Raw genomic sequence first — 17,023 nt, 5'->3', positions numbered from 1 at the left:
TTATTGGCTCATCATGAAGGTGAGAAAGTCGCCTTTTTCGGTGGCGGTACAGGTACGGCCCAACACGGAACGGCAGTTGCGCCCGAACCATTTTTCCACCTTCTTGGCATCGCCATAGCGGGTCGGGGTCGCCGACAGGGCCAAGGGCTCAATGAGCTTGCCCGCCCGGGTCTTGCCGGTGCCCTTGGGGGATTTCGTGTGGCAGGTGGTGCAGGCTGGGGTTTCCGGCTTGCCGCCGTTGAATTCGGTGCGGAACAGCGCTTCGCCCCGGTCGGCGGAGAATGGCACACCTGCCTCGGCGGCATATTGGGCCATCAAATCCCCTCGCGCATCGGCCCGGGCCGGGGTAAAAGGAAGGGCCGCGATGGCCAGCAGAATCAGGGTCTTTTTCATTGTGGAGTCTCCGGTAAGGTGATGGATCGATCGGCAAACAGGCCGGTGGCGGCATCTTGGTGGCATCCGCCACAGTTGGTCCGGCTGCCCACCCGGGCATGACGGAAGAGGGCATCATTCAGGTCTTCATGTATTTTTGACCATTTGGACCTGTTGGTGATGCGCAGGGGGTCGGTGGCGTTTGGACCGGTGAAGGCGCGCGCGCCCTTGGTATCGAAAAATTCGGCGGATTGGTCGCGCAGAGCCTGGTTCAATAGGTCGGTAGTCTCCGGGTCCAGCGAGGCATCCTCGCCAAAATGGCTGTCCAGCCCGGCCATCACCCGATCCCAGGTAGCGCTGTCCAGAAGACTGGGGTGAAAGGCGTGGTGACAGTCGCCGCACTCGGTGGCGTATAGGCTGCCCGTGATGTCCCTGGGCAGATTTCCTTTCGCCGGGGCGTCCTTGGTCGCCATGCCAGCCCATCCCGCGATGCCCAGAAGAATGGCGAGCAGGACCGTGCCAAGGGGCGAGGTGGCGCGCCCGATCACGTTATTATCCAATCGATCATGAATTCGTTTGTGACCGGTGATCATGGCGCGGGGCAGGTTCTCGCCAGTCAGTCGGCTCTCCAAAAGCACACCCAGGAGATGACCGCCGATCAACATAAGCAGGCCGTTGCTTAGCCATTCATGGGCCTGTGCCGCGGTCTCGCCCGTGGCGAAGAACACCCAGCCCGCCAATGGTCCCAGTTTTTCCGTGCCGCCGAGCGCCGCCAGTCCGGTGCCGGTGATCAGCATCAACAGGCCCAGCAGGGCGAAAATCATCAGCGCCCCGGCGGGGTTATGGCCGAGATGTGGGGGCGGACGGCGGCGGAAAATGGATCGGGCATGGGCGATGGTTTCGCGCGGTGTAAAGACGAAACCACCGAAACGGCTGTAGCGACTGCCCGCAAAGCCCCAGACCAGGCGGAATCCGACCAGGGCGGCAACGCCATAGCCCAGGCCGACATGCAAAGGCTGCCACGAGGCGGGCGCAACCAGCCCGGTGCCCAGGGCGCCCAGCACGGTCCCGACCAGCAGCCAGTGGAATAGCCGGGTCGGCAGGTCCCATATTTTGGTGGTGGCGGGCTTGGTCATGGCGGTTTGTCCTGGTTGCGAATCGGTAATGGCGCCAACTTAGTCCCGGGCCCCTGTCGTCAGCCTGAAGGGTGGTTTAAGCTGTCGTTCAGGTTCCATGGTGGACACTGAAAAGATGTTTCCACCGCACGAGGACGACCCGATGACAGGACCGCTCAGACTGCTCACCCTATTTTCCGCCCTGTTCGCGGCGGCTTATGCCTGGGCCGATTCTCTCCCGCCCGCAGGCCTGGTGCCCATGGACCGGATGTTGGAACGGGTGGCCAAGGACTATCCCGGGCGGGTGTTGAAGGTGGAACTGGAAGACGAGGACGACGGGCCCAGCGGTTGGGTCTATGAAGTCAAGATCCTGCGCGAGGACGGGCGGGTGGTGGAAGTGGAACTGGATGCCAAGAGCCTGGACGTTATCGAAGTGGAAGAGGGACATGACTGGCTGGACCGGCTACGCGGCCGCAGGGGAGACGACTGATGCGGCTGTTGGTGGTCGAGGATGATCCGGCCATGGCCCGGCAACTGCGCCTGGCGTTGGAAGGCGCGGGCTATGTGGTCGATGGCGCCGAGGATGGCGAGGAAGGCCATTTCCTGGGCGATACGGAACCCTATGACGCGGTGGTGCTCGATCTGGGGCTGCCCAAGCGTGGCGGCTTGAGTGTGCTGGAGCAATGGCGCCAGGACGGCCAATCCATGCCGGTACTGATCCTGTCGGCCCGTGATACCTGGCGGGAGAAAGTACTTGGCCTGCGCAGCGGCGCCGACGACTACCTGGCCAAGCCCTTCGAGATGGAAGAACTGCTGGCCCGGGTGGAGGTCCTGGTGCGTCGGGGCGCCGGAAAGGCCGAGCCGGTTCTGGCCTGCGGCGGGCTGGCTCTGGACGCGGCAGCGGGGCGCATCACCCTGGATGGCGCGCCCTTGACCCTGACCGCCCTGGAACACCGGCTGTTGGCCTATTTCCTCCATCACGCCGAAAAGGTGCTCTCCAAGACCGAACTGACCGAGCATATCTATGCCTACGATGGAGATCGGGATTCCAACACCATCGAGGTGCTGGTCAACCGGCTGCGCAAGAAAATCGGGTCCGAGGCCATCTGCACCCACCGGGGCCGCGGCTATCAATTGACCGATCCTGGCACCGTTTCATGATCCAGCGAGATTCCATTGCACTTCGCCTGATGTTGATTTCGATCCTTTGGATTACCGGGGCCCTGGCCTTGGTAGGGCTTGTTCTTGTCCTCCTGTTCGAAAATCACATACAGAGCCGATTCGAAAATCAGCTCGCGGACCATTTGGAAGAGCTGGTTGCGGCGGGAAACGTGAATGCCGATGGACGATTGACCCTGACCTGGTCTCCTGCCGATCCCCGCTTTAACCGGCCATTGTCCGGCTGGTATTGGCAGGTGCGGGGGCTGGATACCGTGGAGGGGCGTTTGGGGTCATCCTCGCTTAAGGACCATCCATTGCCCGTTCCCGGGCCTTTGGAACCTTCCCGTCTGGTGCGGACCAAGGGGCCGGGGGGGTGGGACTTGGTGGTATTCGAGAGGGTAATCGGAATGCCTCGGGCGACGGAACCCTATCGTTTCGCCGTCGCCGGACCCACGGAGGATGTGGCCGAGCAGGTCGGCGATTTTGCCGAAATCACCGCCTCCATTCTCGGGCTGCTGGCGCTGGTTCTGGTGGCCCTGGTATGGGTGCAGATCCGTTTCGGGTTGCGTCCGTTGACCCAAATTCAAAGCAGCCTGAGTGATGTCCGGGAAGGACGCGCGGACCATTTGCCGGAGGATTTCCCGTCGGAAATCAAGCCATTGGTATCCGACCTCAATGAGGTGCTGCATTACAACCGGGCGCTCCTGGACCGGGCCCGAACCCAGGTGGGGAACTTGGCGCACGCGCTGAAAAACCCGTTGGCTGTCCTGGCCAACGAAACCAAAACCCTCCCCGGTGAGCAAGGTGACCTGCTCCGCGCACAGGTGGCCCAGGCCTCTGAAAATGTGGACCGTTACTTGCGGCGGGCACGTATCGCCGGAGCGGTGAACCCACTTGGGGTATCCGTTGCTGTGTTGCCGGTCGTCGAAGATCTAATCTATTCGTTCAATATCCTTTATGGGGAACGAGGTCTTTTCATCGAAACTGATATCTCCAAGGGGGCGACTCTCCGCGTGGACCCTGAAGATCTCGAAGAGATGCTAGGGAATCTGATGGACAATGCCTGCAAATGGAGCGCTTCCCGTGTCCGGGTGACGGCCAAAGACCAAGGGACCAGCCCCGTCCCCAGCCTGGCTCTTCGAATCGAAGACGATGGCCCCGGGATTCCTCAACGGCACCGTGGCCAGGCGTTGGCCAGGGGGCTCCGTCTGGATGAAACCACCCCGGGCACGGGATTGGGATTAAGCATCGTGGCCGAGATTGCTGAACTCTATGGTGGCTCTCTCAAGCTGGAAGATGCCCCAACAGGTGGATTGGTCGCTGAATTGGTGTTACCCCGTTAGATCACGTCGTTTTATATCGACTCCGACCAAACATGACGTGATCTAACGGGGCGGCAGGTCCGCCGGATGAAGATCGCGGGCCAGGACCTCGAATTCGGGCGCGGGAACCGGTCTGGAAACCAGGAAGCCCTGGCTCTCTTCGCAGCCGTGGGGACGTAAAAAGTCCATCTGTTCCACGGTCTCCACCCCTTCTGCCGTCACCCCCATGCCCAGCTCGTGGGCCATGGCGATGATGGCCGCGGAGATGGCTTCGTCTTCCTTGTCGTCGGGGATATCCATAATGAAAGAGCGGTCGATCTTCAGCCGTTCCACGGGCAGTCGTTTCAGATAGCTGAAACTGGAATAGCCGGTGCCGAAATCGTCGATGGCCAGCCAGACCCCCAAGTCATGCAGCAGATTCAGCGTGTGAACACCCATTTCCGGGTTCTCCATGACGAAGCTCTCGGTGACTTCCAACTCCAACATACTGGCGGGAAGGCCGCTGTCGGCCAGGGCCTGGGTCACCGTGCGCACCATGTCGCCCTGCATGATCTGGCGGTTTGAAACATTGACGGCGATGCGGACCGGCAAACCCTTGTCGGCCCATTCCTTGCCTTGGAAGCAGGCGGTGCGCAGCACCCATCGGCCCAGGGAGTGGATAAGGCCCGTTTCCTCGGCTAGTGGAATAAACCGGGTCGGCAGCACCAACCCGTCGGTGGGGTGGTGCCACCGGACCAGGGCCTCGGCACCGACCAACCGCCCGCTCTCCATATTGACCTGCGGCTGGTAGTAGACTTCCATTTCGCCGTTTTCCACCGCATTGCGCAATTGGCCCTCAAGCCGGAAGCGGTCCTCGGTGCCCTGTGTCAGATCAGGAGTATAAAACACGGTCCGGTCCCGGCCTTTGTCCTTGGCCTGATACATGGCGGTGTCGGCATGTTTGACCAGTTCCTCGGCGGTCGTCCCGTCGCGTGGATACAAACTGATGCCAATGCTGGCGCCAACAACCGCCTCTTGGCCACGCAGGTCCACCGGGCGCCGCAATGCCGCAAGGATTTTGTTGGCGGTGATGCCCACTTCTTCCGGCGTATCCACATCTTCGATGATGACGGTGAACTCGTCGCCGCCCAATCGGGCCACGGTGTCGGAGTCACGCAGACAATTGCTCAAGCGGGCCGCCAGAGTCTGCAACATCAAATCACCCATTTGGTGGCCGAGGGAATCGTTGACGTTCTTGAATCGGTCAAGATCAATGAACAGCAAGGCCAGAAGGCCATTGGTCCGACGGGCCCGGTCCAGGGCATGGGCCAGGCGGTCGGTGTACAACAACCGGTTCGGAAGATCGGTCAAAACATCGTAGTGGGCCAGGCGTTGAATGCGGTTCTCATTATCCTTTTTCTCGGTAATATCCGAGAAGATGCCGATGTATTGGATGGTCGTGCCTTCGGTATCGGTAACGGCGGTGATGTTTTGCCAGGCTGGAAAGACCTCTCCATTGCAGCGTCGGTTCCAGACCTCACCGGTCCAGTTTCCGGTATCCTCGATCTCGCGCCACATCTTTTCATAAAAATCGTTGTCGTGATGTCCGGAGCTGATGAAGTCCTGCGGACGCTTGCCGATGACTTCCCATTCCGAATAGCCGGTGATGGACTCAAACGCCTTGTTGACCCTTTGGATGCGCCGATCCGCGCCGGTGACCAAAATGCCCTCGCGGGTGTGCTCAAAGACCCGGGCGGCTTGATTGAGCGCTGCCTGAGCCGCTCTGGTCTCGGTGATATCGCGACCAATATTGAAGCTCAGTCCCGTTTCCGGGTCGGGTGTCCCACACCAAGATGTCCAACGGGTGCCACCGTTCTTGGTCAACAGGCGGATCTCAAAATTGTTGACCGGAATGCCTTTCTTGAGGACTTCAAAGGCGTCGCGGGTGCGCTCTCTGTCACGCGGATCAATGAAATCCCATATGGGGCGCGCCATCATCGATTGGCGATCAAACCCCAAGGTTTTTTCAAAGGCCGAATTGATCAGCCGGAATTCGCCCTCCTGTGTCACGGAACAGACGAAATCCTGGGACATTTCGATCAACTGATCCCGTTCCTTTTGCATTTGGTGTTGGTTCGTAATGTCGATGCCGGTGGCGATGACGAATTCCACCTCGCCGTCATCATCAAGTAGCGCTGTATTTGACCAATCGATCAAGTGTTCCTGGCCATCCCTGTCCAACCAGGGATTGACGTGGCGATTGGGGAATTGGCCGGCCTTCAGGTTGCGAAAGACTTCTTCGACCTCAGCCAGTTTTTCCGGCGGCAGAACCAGATTCCACACCTTTTGTCCCAGCGCTTCGGCGGCTTTGTATCGGGTCAGCTTCGCACAGGCATCGTTGAACTGAACAATGGTTCCCGCCCGATCCAGAACCACCACCAAAGAGCCGATGGTGGCCAGTACTGCGTCGGTGAAATCTCTTTCTTTACGCAGTTCCGCCTCGGTGTTCTTGCTATCGGTGATGTCGAGGAAATAGCCGACCATTTCGGTGGTGCCGTGATGGGTATCGACCACCGCCGTAACCTCGCGGACCCAGATCGCTTTGCCGTTCTGGTGCATCAGGCGGTATTCGGTTTCGTGTTCCCGGCGCCGGTGGGCCTCGCTGATGCAGTGGTAGAGGGCCGATGTGCGGTCGTCCGGATGGATGCGGGCCGACCAGGCGGGGATATCGATCCAACTTTCCTTCGGATAACCGAATAGGTCCTCGATTTGAGTTCCCACATAGGTGAAATGCCCGCTTTTGACATCGATCCGCCAGGGCACGGCCCAGGTGGTTTCGACCAGAGTCCGGAAACGCTCTTCGCTATCGCGGATTTCCGATTGGATACGACGAGCATCGGTAATGTCTTGAATGACGCCTTCGAGCCTTACCGTTCCCTCTTTGTCGCTGGCGGCCCGTTCCGCCAAATGGCGAACAATGAGGCGAGTACCGTCGGCCTGATGGATTTCATGCTCCAATGTCATGGGACCAAAGCCCGCCAGACAGTTCTCGATGGCGCCGGCGACCTCGTCTTGGCAATCGGGGCCGGTGATTCGCAACAGGGCCTGAAAACCCTCTCCGATGGTTTCCGATGGCACGCCGAGAATTGCCTGGGCCTGTATGGAAAAGCGCAGGCGGTTGGACTCCGGCTCCCAGTCCCAACTACCGATTCCAGCCAGTGCCTGGGCTTTTTCCAACCGTGCTTGCATGTTTTGCAGGTAAGACCCCATGCCGCGCCGGTCGGTCAAGTCATTGAACAAAATGAAGGTAAGGTCGCCAGAAGAAGCAGCATTGAAGGCGACGATGCGTCGTTTGCCATCCTTGCATCGAACCACCGCCTCCATGGGTTCGATGGTCTTGCCTTCGGCCAAGGCGCGCTCGACTCGGTGGCGCCACTCCCCGCGCACCGTTTCTCGATAGTCCGGGTCAGGATAGGCCAACGGCCACCAATGGTTCACATCGGGAAGATCTTCCCGTCCATAACCAAAAGTCTCGATGAACTTGTTATTCAGAAACACGACCTCTTGCTCAATGCCGACAATCACCGCCACCGGAGCCGGAGAGATCTCCAGCAGTGTCAAAAGACTTCCGTCGGTAGGGTCGAACCGGGTTACGTCCGGGTCGGTCGGACCGTTTGAGCGGGGGGCCATGAACCGTTTCTCGATTGCTGAAGCACTGTTTTTTTCGGTTTGGGCAGTCTGTTATGCTTTGAGATAGGATTGCAACGGTTTTCGATTTCAGAAGGATTGGCCGCTCCCGGTTTTTTTGCCGTGACGCAGGTCTCATAGGCCTTTATCAAGGACGAACTCAGAACCAACCTGTCCAAGCGAACGGTGGCACTCGGCAATCCATGAGCCAGAACATAGCGAATTCTTTTCGGAAAACCTCCGTGGCAAATCTGGGCTTAGGTCTCATGACAGGGGGCGTTCTGCTGTCTTTGGTCTCCATATTCCTGGCCAGCAAGCCGTTGAGCTTCGGGATTTGGTATCAAGCCGAACCGGTTGTTGGTGCGATCCGGGTCACGTCGGGTATTGCCGGGATCGGGATCTTTTTGTTTGCCTTGGCCCATCGTCCCGCACGTGGAATGTTGGTTCATCCGTTTGTCGTGGTGCCGACCTTGCTGGCCATATGGAGCATCCTGGCCTCCGTTTTTCATGACATTCCTGTCCAATCCTGGCACGGCTCCGTGGAAATCGGCGAAGGCGTCCTTTGGTATGCCAATATGGCGATACTGATTGCAGCAAGCTTGTTATTGCTCCGATTCCACCGAATTCGACGGATGTTGCTCGGCCTGGCCGTGGTATCGACGGTGGTCGTGGCCCTTTCCTCGTGGATGTATACCCACGGCATGGCCAATCCGGTCGCGCCCTATTTTTTCGCTGACTATATCGCTTTCCTGGGCTTTGGCTCGGGAGCGATCGTTTTCATGCTTTGGCGGGTGGCGCTGCCATTGCGGTTGGCGGGTGCGATCTTGCTTGCGGCGGGCGTGATCATCGCTTCAAGCAACAATGCCGCCATCGGAACCATGGTCTTGGTTATGCCAGCGGCGATGCTGGCCTATCGGTTTCTTCCGGTCAATTCCGGGATCAAGCCCTATTTGGCAGTGGCCGCCATCATGTTGGTTCCATTGACCATTACATTGCTGGTAACCATTTTTGACCTAACAGAATTGGCAATGGGCGACAGCGCTTGGATCGGATTGGCTAACTCGGTACGCTCTCGCCACTACCTGACCCAGGTGGTCTGGGATGCCATGAGCCTGTCACCGCAATCCTGGCTGGTCGGGCTTGGTTGGGGGTCTTACAGCGATCAGTTGGCCATTCATATGCCGGTGGAATGGGTGGCATTGGTGGACGATCCCATTTCACGAGGTGAGATGGCGAGCGAGGAGTGGTGGGATGCGGTCCACCGGGTGGATTTTCATTCCCACAATTTCGTTCTTGAATCCATATTGGGCGCGGGCATTCCCGGCATGCTGCTTTCGATCATGGTATTTGCCATTCTACCGTTGGGAAGTCGTCGTAAATATGCTGCCTTGGCTTTTGCCTTGGGGACGGCCTATGTGACGGTCTATGCGACCTGGTTCCTGTTCATTGGGGCAATGCCGTTGGTGGCTTTGGCTCTTGCATCGATGGCTCGACCCTTTGCGCGACTACGGCGAGTTCCAGGTAAAATACCTTTGATTGTCATCGGTTTTTTCGGCGTCGCATCTCTTCTGGCTGGCATTGAATCCATATATTTTTCCAACTACGCCTACAGTTTCGCACCACCCATGACGACGGCACTCGCGCCAGTGCCGGGAAAGGAAGACTGCCCTGTGGCCTATGTGGACCGGGGCCGGAACGGCGATCATCTCTCCTTCCGTCTTCGGACCCTATCGAACGCCTTTCAGGCAAGCACGCTGAAGGGTGAAGTCCCCGACCGGGAAAAAGTCTCCTATATGAGAGGCATCATCTGTGCGGCAGAGCAACGGTTGAGACAACCCAGTGGTATCAAATTGCAGATCTCAGCCGTGACGACCCGGTCTGATATGGCCTTTTTGGAAACCACCGGGGAAGCCAGAGGGCTGGTCGATGAGTACCTGAGAGGTTGGGAGCAACGGGTGGACGCCCTCTTGGCGCGTGCGCCGAAGCGGACGGATTTTGTCGCGCCTCTCTTGTCTTATTACTTCGCCCGCCAGGATCAAGCGCGCCTGACACGTCTGAGCAATCGCCTGTTCGAAGCCAATCCAAAGGATCCCATTGCCCTATGGTTTACCGGCTTGGCCTTGCTCAATCAGGAAGGTTCTGGAGAAGCCGGGCTGGGGAGGATGCGCCGCTCCCTGGAACTGGGGGTCGAGCGTTTGATGCCCGTGGACCCGCAGGTCAAGGCTGATTTGACGGGTACCGAGGTCAAATTGTTTAAACCGGAATTTCGCGAATCCGTGCTGTATATCGATACGGCATCCGGTATGGCTCGCTTCAACATCGATATCGCCGATACGTCCGCGGCAAGGGACCAGGGATTCAAATGGCGGACCAGCATGGAAGATCAGGACGGCATGTTGTTGGTCTATGAGTCGGCTGATCGTCACAAAATCTCCATGGAGAACGTCTTCGTTGCCCTTGATATGCTGTTCTTATCCGTAGATGGGCGGGTGACGGAAATCGTCCGAAATGCCAAGCCTCGCTCCATCAATATCATTCAGCCCGAGCAGAAATCCGTGGCTATTCTGCAATTGAAGGCGGGGACCAGCGAGCGCTTGGGCATTCAAGTCGGTGCTGCTGTCCGCATGGATGCTCGTAAGCGTTAGGACATCAGGCAGATGAAACCGTCCTTTTTCTCTGCCACCATGCTCATCATCTTGATTACGCTCCTGCGCGTCACCGGGCTTTTTGCCGGCGACCTCAACCTGCATGGGGACGAGGCCCAATACTGGTTCTGGTCGACAACGCCAGACTGGGGCTATTTTTCCAAGCCGCCGATGATCGGTTGGGTGATTGCCGCCACGTCGGCGCTGGGCGAGGGCGAGGCCTTCGTACGTCTGGCCGCGCCCTTGTTTCATGGCGGCACGGCGCTGCTGCTCTACGGGGTCGCGGTCCATCTGTTCGACCGTCGCGCGGCTTTTTGGACGGCTTTGGTCTATGCCACCCTGCCCGCGGTCAGTTTCTCGTCGGCTCTGATCTCCACCGATGTGCCGCTGTTGTTTTTCTGGGCCCTGGCGTTATTGAGCCTGGATCGGCTGCTGGTCACCGGCGCGCGGGGCTGGGCGATTGGGTTGGGGCTGGCCATCGGCCTGGGGCTGATGAGCAAGTATGCCATGGTCTATTTCCTGCTTGGCACGGGGCTCTACCTGTTGACCACCCGTGAATATCGGGCGTTGTTGGTGAGCCTGCGCTTTTTGGAAGTGTTGCTTATCGCCGGGCTCTGTTTGTTGCCCAACATTCTGTGGAATATGGATCACCAGTGGGTGACCGCCGGCCATACAGCCTCCAACGCCAATTGGGCCAATGCGTTCAAAAACCCGGGCAAGGGATTGGAGTTTGTCGGCGCGCAGTTTGGTGTGTTCGGGCCGATCCTCATGGGGGCGCTGCTGCTGCGTCTGATCCGCTGGAAAAAAGATCCCTTGAACGATGGGGAGCGGCGCCTGCTGTTCTTTATCTTGCCGGTGCTGTTCTTGGTCACGGCTCAGGCCTTCACCTCTCGAGCCCATGCCAACTGGGCGGCCACCGCCTATATTGCGGCGGTCCCCTTGGTCACCGCCTGGCTGCTGCGGGTGGGGCCGGGCTGGCTGAGAATATCCACCGCGCTGCATGGCGCCGGGCTGGCGGTGCTGTTGGTGGTGTTTTCCGGCGTGGTGGCTTTGCCCTTGAAGCGTGATCCGCTGGACAAGCTGCGGGGCTGGGATGAATTCGGGCGGCAGGTCGGTGCCTTGAGCCAGAGCCAAAACCCCACCGCTATCTTGGTCCATGACCGGCTGATGATCGGGGAGCTGCTGCATTATCTGCCCGATCCGGCGGCGCCTATCCGCATGTGGCCGGGGGACAAACCCATTCACAATCACTATGAACTGACCATTCCGTTGATGCCGGAGGACGGCGGGCGGGTATTTTATGTGATCGAGCAGGGCGAGGAGACCTCCATCCCACCGCTGGCCCGAGACATTGCGGCGCAGGGAGATTTTACGATTCCGCTCGCCTCCGGCCGGACACGGTCCTATACCTGGATGTTGCTGGAGGATTTGCGGAACTTCTGATGTCCACTTTGACCAAAATCATCGCCTTGCTGCTGATTCTCAGTGCCGCGTTGGCGGAACTGTTTCATCTGTTTCCGACCATCGATCTGTGGATCGCGCGGCACCTGTTCGAGACCGAACGCGGTTATTTCCCGTGGCAGAACACGCCGCTGGGCGAGTTCATCGATACCGACCTCCGGAAGATCCTGGCGGGCGTGATGATCTTGTTTGTGCTCGATGCCGTGCGGTCCTGGCTGGGCAAGCGAACGCTGCTCGGATTCAGCAAACGCGGCTATTTGTTCATATTGCTGAGTATTGTTTTGAGCGCCGGGCTATTGGCCAATGTGCTGCTGAAGGATCACTCCGGGCGTGCCCGACCAAAGGATCTGTCAGAGTTTGGGGGTAAGGCCATCTATACGGCGCCGCTAACCCTGGCTGATCAATGCCGCAAGAACTGTTCAACCGTGGCCGGGGACGCGGCGTTCGCCTTCAACGCCCTGGCCCTGGCGCTGTTGGCCCGGCGGCGCAGGCCTCTTTGGATTGCTGTCGCCACCGGGGTCGGTCTGGCGGCAGCCACGGCGCGGGTCATGCAAGGCAAGCATTTCTTCACCGATGCCACCTTCGCCAGCCTTTTCACCGTGTTGGTGGTGCTGGTGCTCTATGCCTGGATGATCAATGGGCGGGAGCCGGAGCCCAACGACGCATCGCCGCCGCCACCATAAGAGCCAGCAAGGCCGCCAAGATCGCATCCCCCAGATAGACTTCCCCGGCCACGACCCGGATCATGGAGGTCAGCCCACCGAGTATCAAGAGCATGGGCCGCCAGGGGGCAGGCGCCACGGCCAAACCGGCGGCGATCAATCCCCATAGTCCTTCGGCATTGTTGCCTAGAAGGGCCAGTTCCGAAGCCCGGTCGGTCGCTGTGCCGACGAGGGACTCAATGGCGGTGCGCGGATGATAATGCCCGCCGACGATGGAAATCAGATCGACCAGTAATGTGGTTCCCGCCCAGGCGAACAGGGCAAACAACACCCGGCCGCCCACGGTCGCGCGGCGCAAGAGCCCCCAAAGGACCAGCAATCCAACCCAAGGCAGTGGCATGCCAAGCTGGGCCGACCGCGCCAACAAAGAGCGAATGGCGGAGCCATTGAAGTCCCGCGCCTGAGCCATGATCCCCGGATCGAGGAAGGCAGCGCAGAATAGCCAGGCCAATCCCCCGGCCAGCCCGAGACGGACCAGGGGATGGCTGAACGAAGCTTTCACCATGGAACCGATTCCTGTCGCCAAGCCATGGGTGGTTTAGCTCACCTTTAGCGGTTCGATGTTCCAGATTTCGCTGGCATAGGAGTGAATGGTGCGGTCACTGGAGAACTTGCCCATGTGAGCCACGTTGAGGATCGCTCGCCGGGTCCATTCCTCTTGATCGGCAAATACCTTTTCCACCTCGCCCTGGGCCTCGATATAGGACTCATAGTCAGCCAGCAGCATATAGGGGTCACCACCCCAAAGCAGGGCATCCACCACATCCTTGTAGCGGTGGGTATCCTCCGGCGAGAAATAGCCAGACGAAATCATGTCGAGCACCGCCTTCAGTTCCGGATTGTTGTTGTAGTACTGCCAGGTGTCGTAGCCGGAGCGCTTGCGGTCTTCCACCTCTTGGGTGGTCATGCCGAAGATGAAGATATTGTCCTCGCCCACTTCCTCGCGGATCTCGATGTTCGCCCCGTCCAGGGTGCCGATGGTCAGGGCACCGTTGAGGGCGAACTTCATGTTGCCGGTGCCCGATGCCTCGGTGCCGGCGGTTGAGATCTGCTCCGACAGGTCACTGCCGGGGATTATGATCTGCGCGGCGGTGACGCTGTAATTGGGGACGAACACCACTTTCAGCTTACCGCCAATGGACCGATCATGATTGACGATGTCAGCAATGTCATTGGCCAATCGGATGATCTGCTTGGCCATGTAGTAGCTGGGCGCCGCCTTGCCACCCAGGATCACTGTGCGCGCCTGGTGATGGCCGTTGGGGTCCTTGCGCATGCGGTTATAGAGGGTCACCACATGCAACAGGTTCAATAGCTGCCGCTTGTATTCGTGCATCCGCTTGACCTGGGTGTCGAACAGCGACGTGGGGTCCAGATCGATATCGTTGGTGGTCTTGATATAGCGGGCGAGACGCTGCTTGTTTTCTTTCTTGGCCTCGGCAAAGGCGCGGCGGAACGACGGATCCTCGGCCAGCGGCGCCAGTTCGGTTAGCCGATCCAGATCGGTGATCCAGGCAGTGCCAATATGCTGCGAGATCAAATCATTGAGCGGCTTATTGGCCTCCAACAGCCAGCGGCGCGGTGTGATGCCGTTGGTCATGTTGGTAAACTTGTCCGGATAGAGCCGGTGGAAGTCGGGGAACAGGTTGGCTTTCACCAAACCCGAATGGATCTCGGCCACGCCGTTGACCTTGTGGCTGGCGACCACCGCCACATGGGCCATGCGCACGGTCCGATGATGATCGTCGATCAGCGACAGGCGAGCAATCATGCTCGGATCACCGGGGTGTTCGCGGCGCACTTCGGTCAGGAAGAAATCGTTGATCTTGTAAATCAAATCCAGGTGACGCGGTAGCAGGTGACCGACCAACTCCAGTGACCAGACCTCCAGGGCCTCGACCATCAGCGTGTGGTTGGTATAGGAGAAGGTTCGCTGGGTGATATCCCAAGCCTTCTCGAAGTCGTACTTATGCTCGTCGATGAGCAGCCGCATCAACTCTGGCACCGCCAAGGTCGGGTGGGTGTCGTTGAGCTGTATGGAGACCATGTCCGGCAGATTGTCGAGGGTCGGGTCATCACGCAGATGGCGCTGAAGGATGTCCTGAATGGAGGCACTGCAGAAGAAGTACTCCTGTTTGAGCCGCAGCTCCTGGCCTTCGCGGGTATTGTCGGCCGGATAGAGCACCTTGGTTAGGCTCTCGGAGGTGACCTTCATGCCTGCCGCGCCGATATAGTTGCCTTCGTTGAAGGAACTGAGATCCAACTCGTTGGTGGCACGGGCCGACCAAAGGCGCAGATTGCCCGCCGTCGGGCGTCCATAACCGGAAATCGGCATGTTGTAGGCCAAGGCCAGCACGTCTTCGGTGCCCAGCCATTCGGTGACCTCTTTGCCCATGTCGTCGTGATGGGAATGAAGGTGTCCGCCGAACTTCACCTTGTAGATGACGTTGGGACGCTCGAATTCCCAGGGATTGCCCAGGCGCAGCCAGTTTTCCGGGCGCTCCTTCTGCTGGCCATCCTGAATGGTCTGGCGGAACATGCCATAGTCATAGCGCAGGCCGTAGCCGTATCCGGGATAGCCATGGGTGGCCAGGGAATCCATGAAGCAGGCGGCGAGACGGCCCAGGCCACCGTTGCCCAATGCCGCATCCGGTTCGCATTCCTGAATCTCTTTCAAATCTTGGCCGAATTCCTTGAGCACCGACGCGGCTTCGTCGCACAGGTCCAGGTTCATCATGTGATTGGCCAAGCTTCGCCCGATGAGGAATTCCATGGAGAGATAATAGACACGCTTGACCCCGAGCTTGCGCTGAGCCCGCTTGGTGCGGATATAGCGCTCGGCCAGAACGCCGCGCACCATGTAGGCCAGGGCGTAATACCAATCACGGGCGGAGGCCTCCTCCGGATCCCGTCCGGCGCCATGCACCATGTAATAGAGCAAGCTGTCGCGCAGGCCTTCGTGAGTGCTAAGGCTGCCGTTTTCAAGGCTGTGGTCGATGGCGTCGGTAAGGATCTTATCCATGATATCCGTCTATTGATTGTTGCTGATCGTTTCCTGGTAAAGCGTCTTGTAGGCCTCGGCGGCGCGAATCCAATCGAACTGCTGGGCCATGGCCCGGTCTCGGAGTATCTGCCATTGATCGGGTTGGCGATAGGCATCCAGACATCGGGCCAAGGCTGACCATAGCCCGTCGGCGGTCGGGGCGTCGAACAAAAAGCCGGTTCCGAGGCCCGATTCCGCATCGACAATGGTGTCCGCCAGACCGCCGGTACGGCGGGCCACCGGTAGAGTTCCATAACGCATGGCGTAAAGCTGGGTCAAACCACAGGGCTCGAAGCGGGATGGGACCAAAAAGGCATCGGCCCCCGCCTGAATCCGGTGCGACATGGATTCCGAGTAACCCACATGCACCGCCACGGTTTTTGGATGATCCACCGCCAACTGACGGAAGGCATCTTCCACCGCCGGATCACCGGAGCCCAGGATCGCCAGTTGGGCACCGGCTTGCAGCAGCGGCCCCATGTTGGCCAGCAACAAATCAAGCCCCTTTTGGCCCGACATGCGGCTGACCACGCCAAACAGCGGTGCGTTGGGATCTTCAGCCAGCCCCAAGCGTTCTTGCAGATCGTGCTTACAAGTCGCTTTGCCAGCCTCCACGGTCTTGCGGCTATAGGGTTTAGCCAGTTTTGGATCGCTGTCCGGGGCCCAGATGTGATAGTCGGCGCCGTTCAGAATGCCGCTCAGGTCGGCCTTGCGGGATTCAAGCAGTCCGTTCAATCCCCAGCCTCCGGCCTCGGTGCGGATTTCCCGCGCATAGGTGGGGCTAACCGTGGTGATGCTATCGGCGAATTTCAGCGCCGCCTTGAGGAACGAGACCTGGCCGTAGAACTCCACCCCATCAATGGTGAACAAGGCTGGATCAATGCCCACTTCGGGCAGGATCTCTTTGGGAAATATGCCCTGATACTGCATGTTATGGATGGTGAACACGGTGGCCGGACCGGGGCCGCGCCATTGGTTCAGATAGACCGGGGCCAGGCCGCACTGCCAGTCATGGGCATGCACCACCGCCGGGATCCAGGCTCGCTCGTCGCCCACCTTGCCCACATAGGCCGCGACCCAGGACAACAGCGCGAATCGGCGGTGGTTGTCCGGCCAGTCATTGCCGTGGGTATCCAAATAGGGGCCGCCGTCGCGGTTATAAAGGGGCGGACAATCGATCAGCCACACCGGCACGCCGCTGTCGGGCATGTATCCTCCGACCAGCTTGGTGCGGCCGAAGCCCAGCGGATCGCCCAGATCGGCGCCGCTGGTACGGCCCTCGATGCCGTCCAAGGCCTCGGGATAGGCGGGCATCATCACGCGCACGTCCAGCCCGGCTTCGGCCAAGGCCGTGGGTAGGGCTCCGGCCACATCGGCCAAGCCACCGGTCTTGATCAGCGGATGGGCTTCCGGCGTGACGAACAGGACTTTCATGGACAAATTCCCCCGTCCCCGACGGGGCCGCCGGGGCGTAACTCAAAAATGCGGCGCCAGATTACGATATCTTCCACCCAAT

General features: G+C 59.3%; 12 protein-coding genes. 6 read left to right on the top strand and 6 right to left on the bottom strand.

Annotated features, from left to right (window positions below; genetic code table 11):
- Nucleotides 1–393 (bottom strand): DUF1924 domain-containing protein, encoded by a 393-nt coding sequence (locus MGMAQ_RS15455; RefSeq protein WP_046022255.1) that lies wholly within the window; start codon nucleotides 391–393, stop codon nucleotides 1–3.
- Nucleotides 390–1,508, bottom strand: a complete 1,119-nt coding sequence (locus MGMAQ_RS15450; RefSeq protein ID WP_046022254.1) for a cytochrome b/b6 domain-containing protein — start codon at nucleotides 1,506–1,508, stop codon at nucleotides 390–392. Before MGMAQ_RS15450 ends, MGMAQ_RS15455 begins: the two co-directional genes overlap by 4 nt.
- Nucleotides 1,509–1,650: 142 nt before the next feature.
- Between MGMAQ_RS15450 and MGMAQ_RS15445 the strand changes: the two genes are divergently transcribed.
- Genes MGMAQ_RS15445 through MGMAQ_RS15435 form a run of 3 tightly spaced genes read left to right on the top strand, consistent with a single transcriptional unit; the run spans nucleotide 1,651 to nucleotide 3,991 of the window.
- Nucleotides 1,651–1,977: a PepSY domain-containing protein gene (locus MGMAQ_RS15445; RefSeq protein ID WP_046023406.1), complete on the top strand. Its 327-nt coding sequence runs from the start codon at nucleotides 1,651–1,653 to the stop codon at nucleotides 1,975–1,977.
- Entirely contained in the window at nucleotides 1,977–2,648 is a 672-nt protein-coding gene (locus tag MGMAQ_RS15440) for a response regulator transcription factor (RefSeq protein WP_046022253.1), read from the top strand. The genes MGMAQ_RS15445 and MGMAQ_RS15440 overlap by 1 nt, the downstream gene beginning before the upstream one ends.
- Nucleotides 2,645–3,991, top strand: a complete 1,347-nt coding sequence (locus MGMAQ_RS15435) for a sensor histidine kinase (protein ID WP_046022252.1) — start codon at nucleotides 2,645–2,647, stop codon at nucleotides 3,989–3,991. Before MGMAQ_RS15440 ends, MGMAQ_RS15435 begins: the two co-directional genes overlap by 4 nt.
- A gap of 42 nt (nucleotides 3,992–4,033) precedes the next feature.
- Here MGMAQ_RS15435 and MGMAQ_RS15430 read toward each other — a convergent pair whose 3' ends face one another.
- Nucleotides 4,034–7,639: a bifunctional diguanylate cyclase/phosphodiesterase gene (locus tag MGMAQ_RS15430; RefSeq protein WP_046022251.1), complete on the bottom strand. Its 3,606-nt coding sequence runs from the start codon at nucleotides 7,637–7,639 to the stop codon at nucleotides 4,034–4,036.
- A gap of 263 nt (nucleotides 7,640–7,902) precedes the next feature.
- Between MGMAQ_RS15430 and MGMAQ_RS15425 the strand changes: the two genes are divergently transcribed.
- Genes MGMAQ_RS15425 through MGMAQ_RS19820 form a run of 3 tightly spaced genes read left to right on the top strand, consistent with a single transcriptional unit; the run spans nucleotide 7,903 to nucleotide 12,425 of the window.
- Nucleotides 7,903–10,281, top strand: coding sequence for a DUF192 domain-containing protein (locus MGMAQ_RS15425; RefSeq protein WP_046022250.1), 2,379 nt, complete (start codon nucleotides 7,903–7,905; stop codon nucleotides 10,279–10,281).
- Nucleotides 10,282–10,293: 12 nt separating this feature from the next.
- The gene (locus MGMAQ_RS15420) at nucleotides 10,294–11,724 is read left to right on the top strand and encodes a glycosyltransferase family 39 protein (RefSeq protein WP_052716447.1); all 1,431 of its coding nucleotides are present in this window, start codon (nucleotides 10,294–10,296) and stop codon (nucleotides 11,722–11,724) included.
- Nucleotides 11,724–12,425 (top strand): phosphatase PAP2 family protein, encoded by a 702-nt coding sequence (locus MGMAQ_RS19820; RefSeq protein WP_052716446.1) that lies wholly within the window; start codon nucleotides 11,724–11,726, stop codon nucleotides 12,423–12,425. The genes MGMAQ_RS15420 and MGMAQ_RS19820 overlap by 1 nt, the downstream gene beginning before the upstream one ends.
- Here MGMAQ_RS19820 and MGMAQ_RS15410 read toward each other — a convergent pair.
- Genes MGMAQ_RS15410 through glgA form a run of 3 tightly spaced genes read right to left on the bottom strand, consistent with a single transcriptional unit; the run spans nucleotide 12,376 to nucleotide 16,941 of the window.
- Nucleotides 12,376–12,969: a hypothetical protein gene (locus tag MGMAQ_RS15410; RefSeq protein ID WP_046022249.1), complete on the bottom strand. Its 594-nt coding sequence runs from the start codon at nucleotides 12,967–12,969 to the stop codon at nucleotides 12,376–12,378. The genes MGMAQ_RS19820 and MGMAQ_RS15410 overlap by 50 nt on opposite strands.
- A gap of 33 nt (nucleotides 12,970–13,002) precedes the next feature.
- Entirely contained in the window at nucleotides 13,003–15,486 is a 2,484-nt protein-coding gene (locus MGMAQ_RS15405) for a glycogen/starch/alpha-glucan phosphorylase (protein WP_046022248.1), read from the bottom strand.
- 9 nt (nucleotides 15,487–15,495) lie between these two features.
- Nucleotides 15,496–16,941 carry a glycogen synthase GlgA gene (gene glgA / locus MGMAQ_RS15400; RefSeq protein WP_046022247.1) on the bottom strand — a complete coding sequence of 482 codons (1,446 nt, stop codon included), beginning with the start codon at nucleotides 16,939–16,941 and terminating at the stop codon, nucleotides 15,496–15,498.
- Between the last annotated feature and the right edge of the window lie 82 nt (nucleotides 16,942–17,023).

The sequence above is a fragment of the Magnetospira sp. QH-2 genome, assembly GCF_000968135.1.
GTDB lineage: Bacteria > Pseudomonadota > Alphaproteobacteria > Rhodospirillales > Magnetospiraceae > Magnetospira.
The sequence above is the reverse complement of the archived record's forward strand: the minus strand, read 5'-3'. Positions and strand labels throughout refer to the sequence as shown.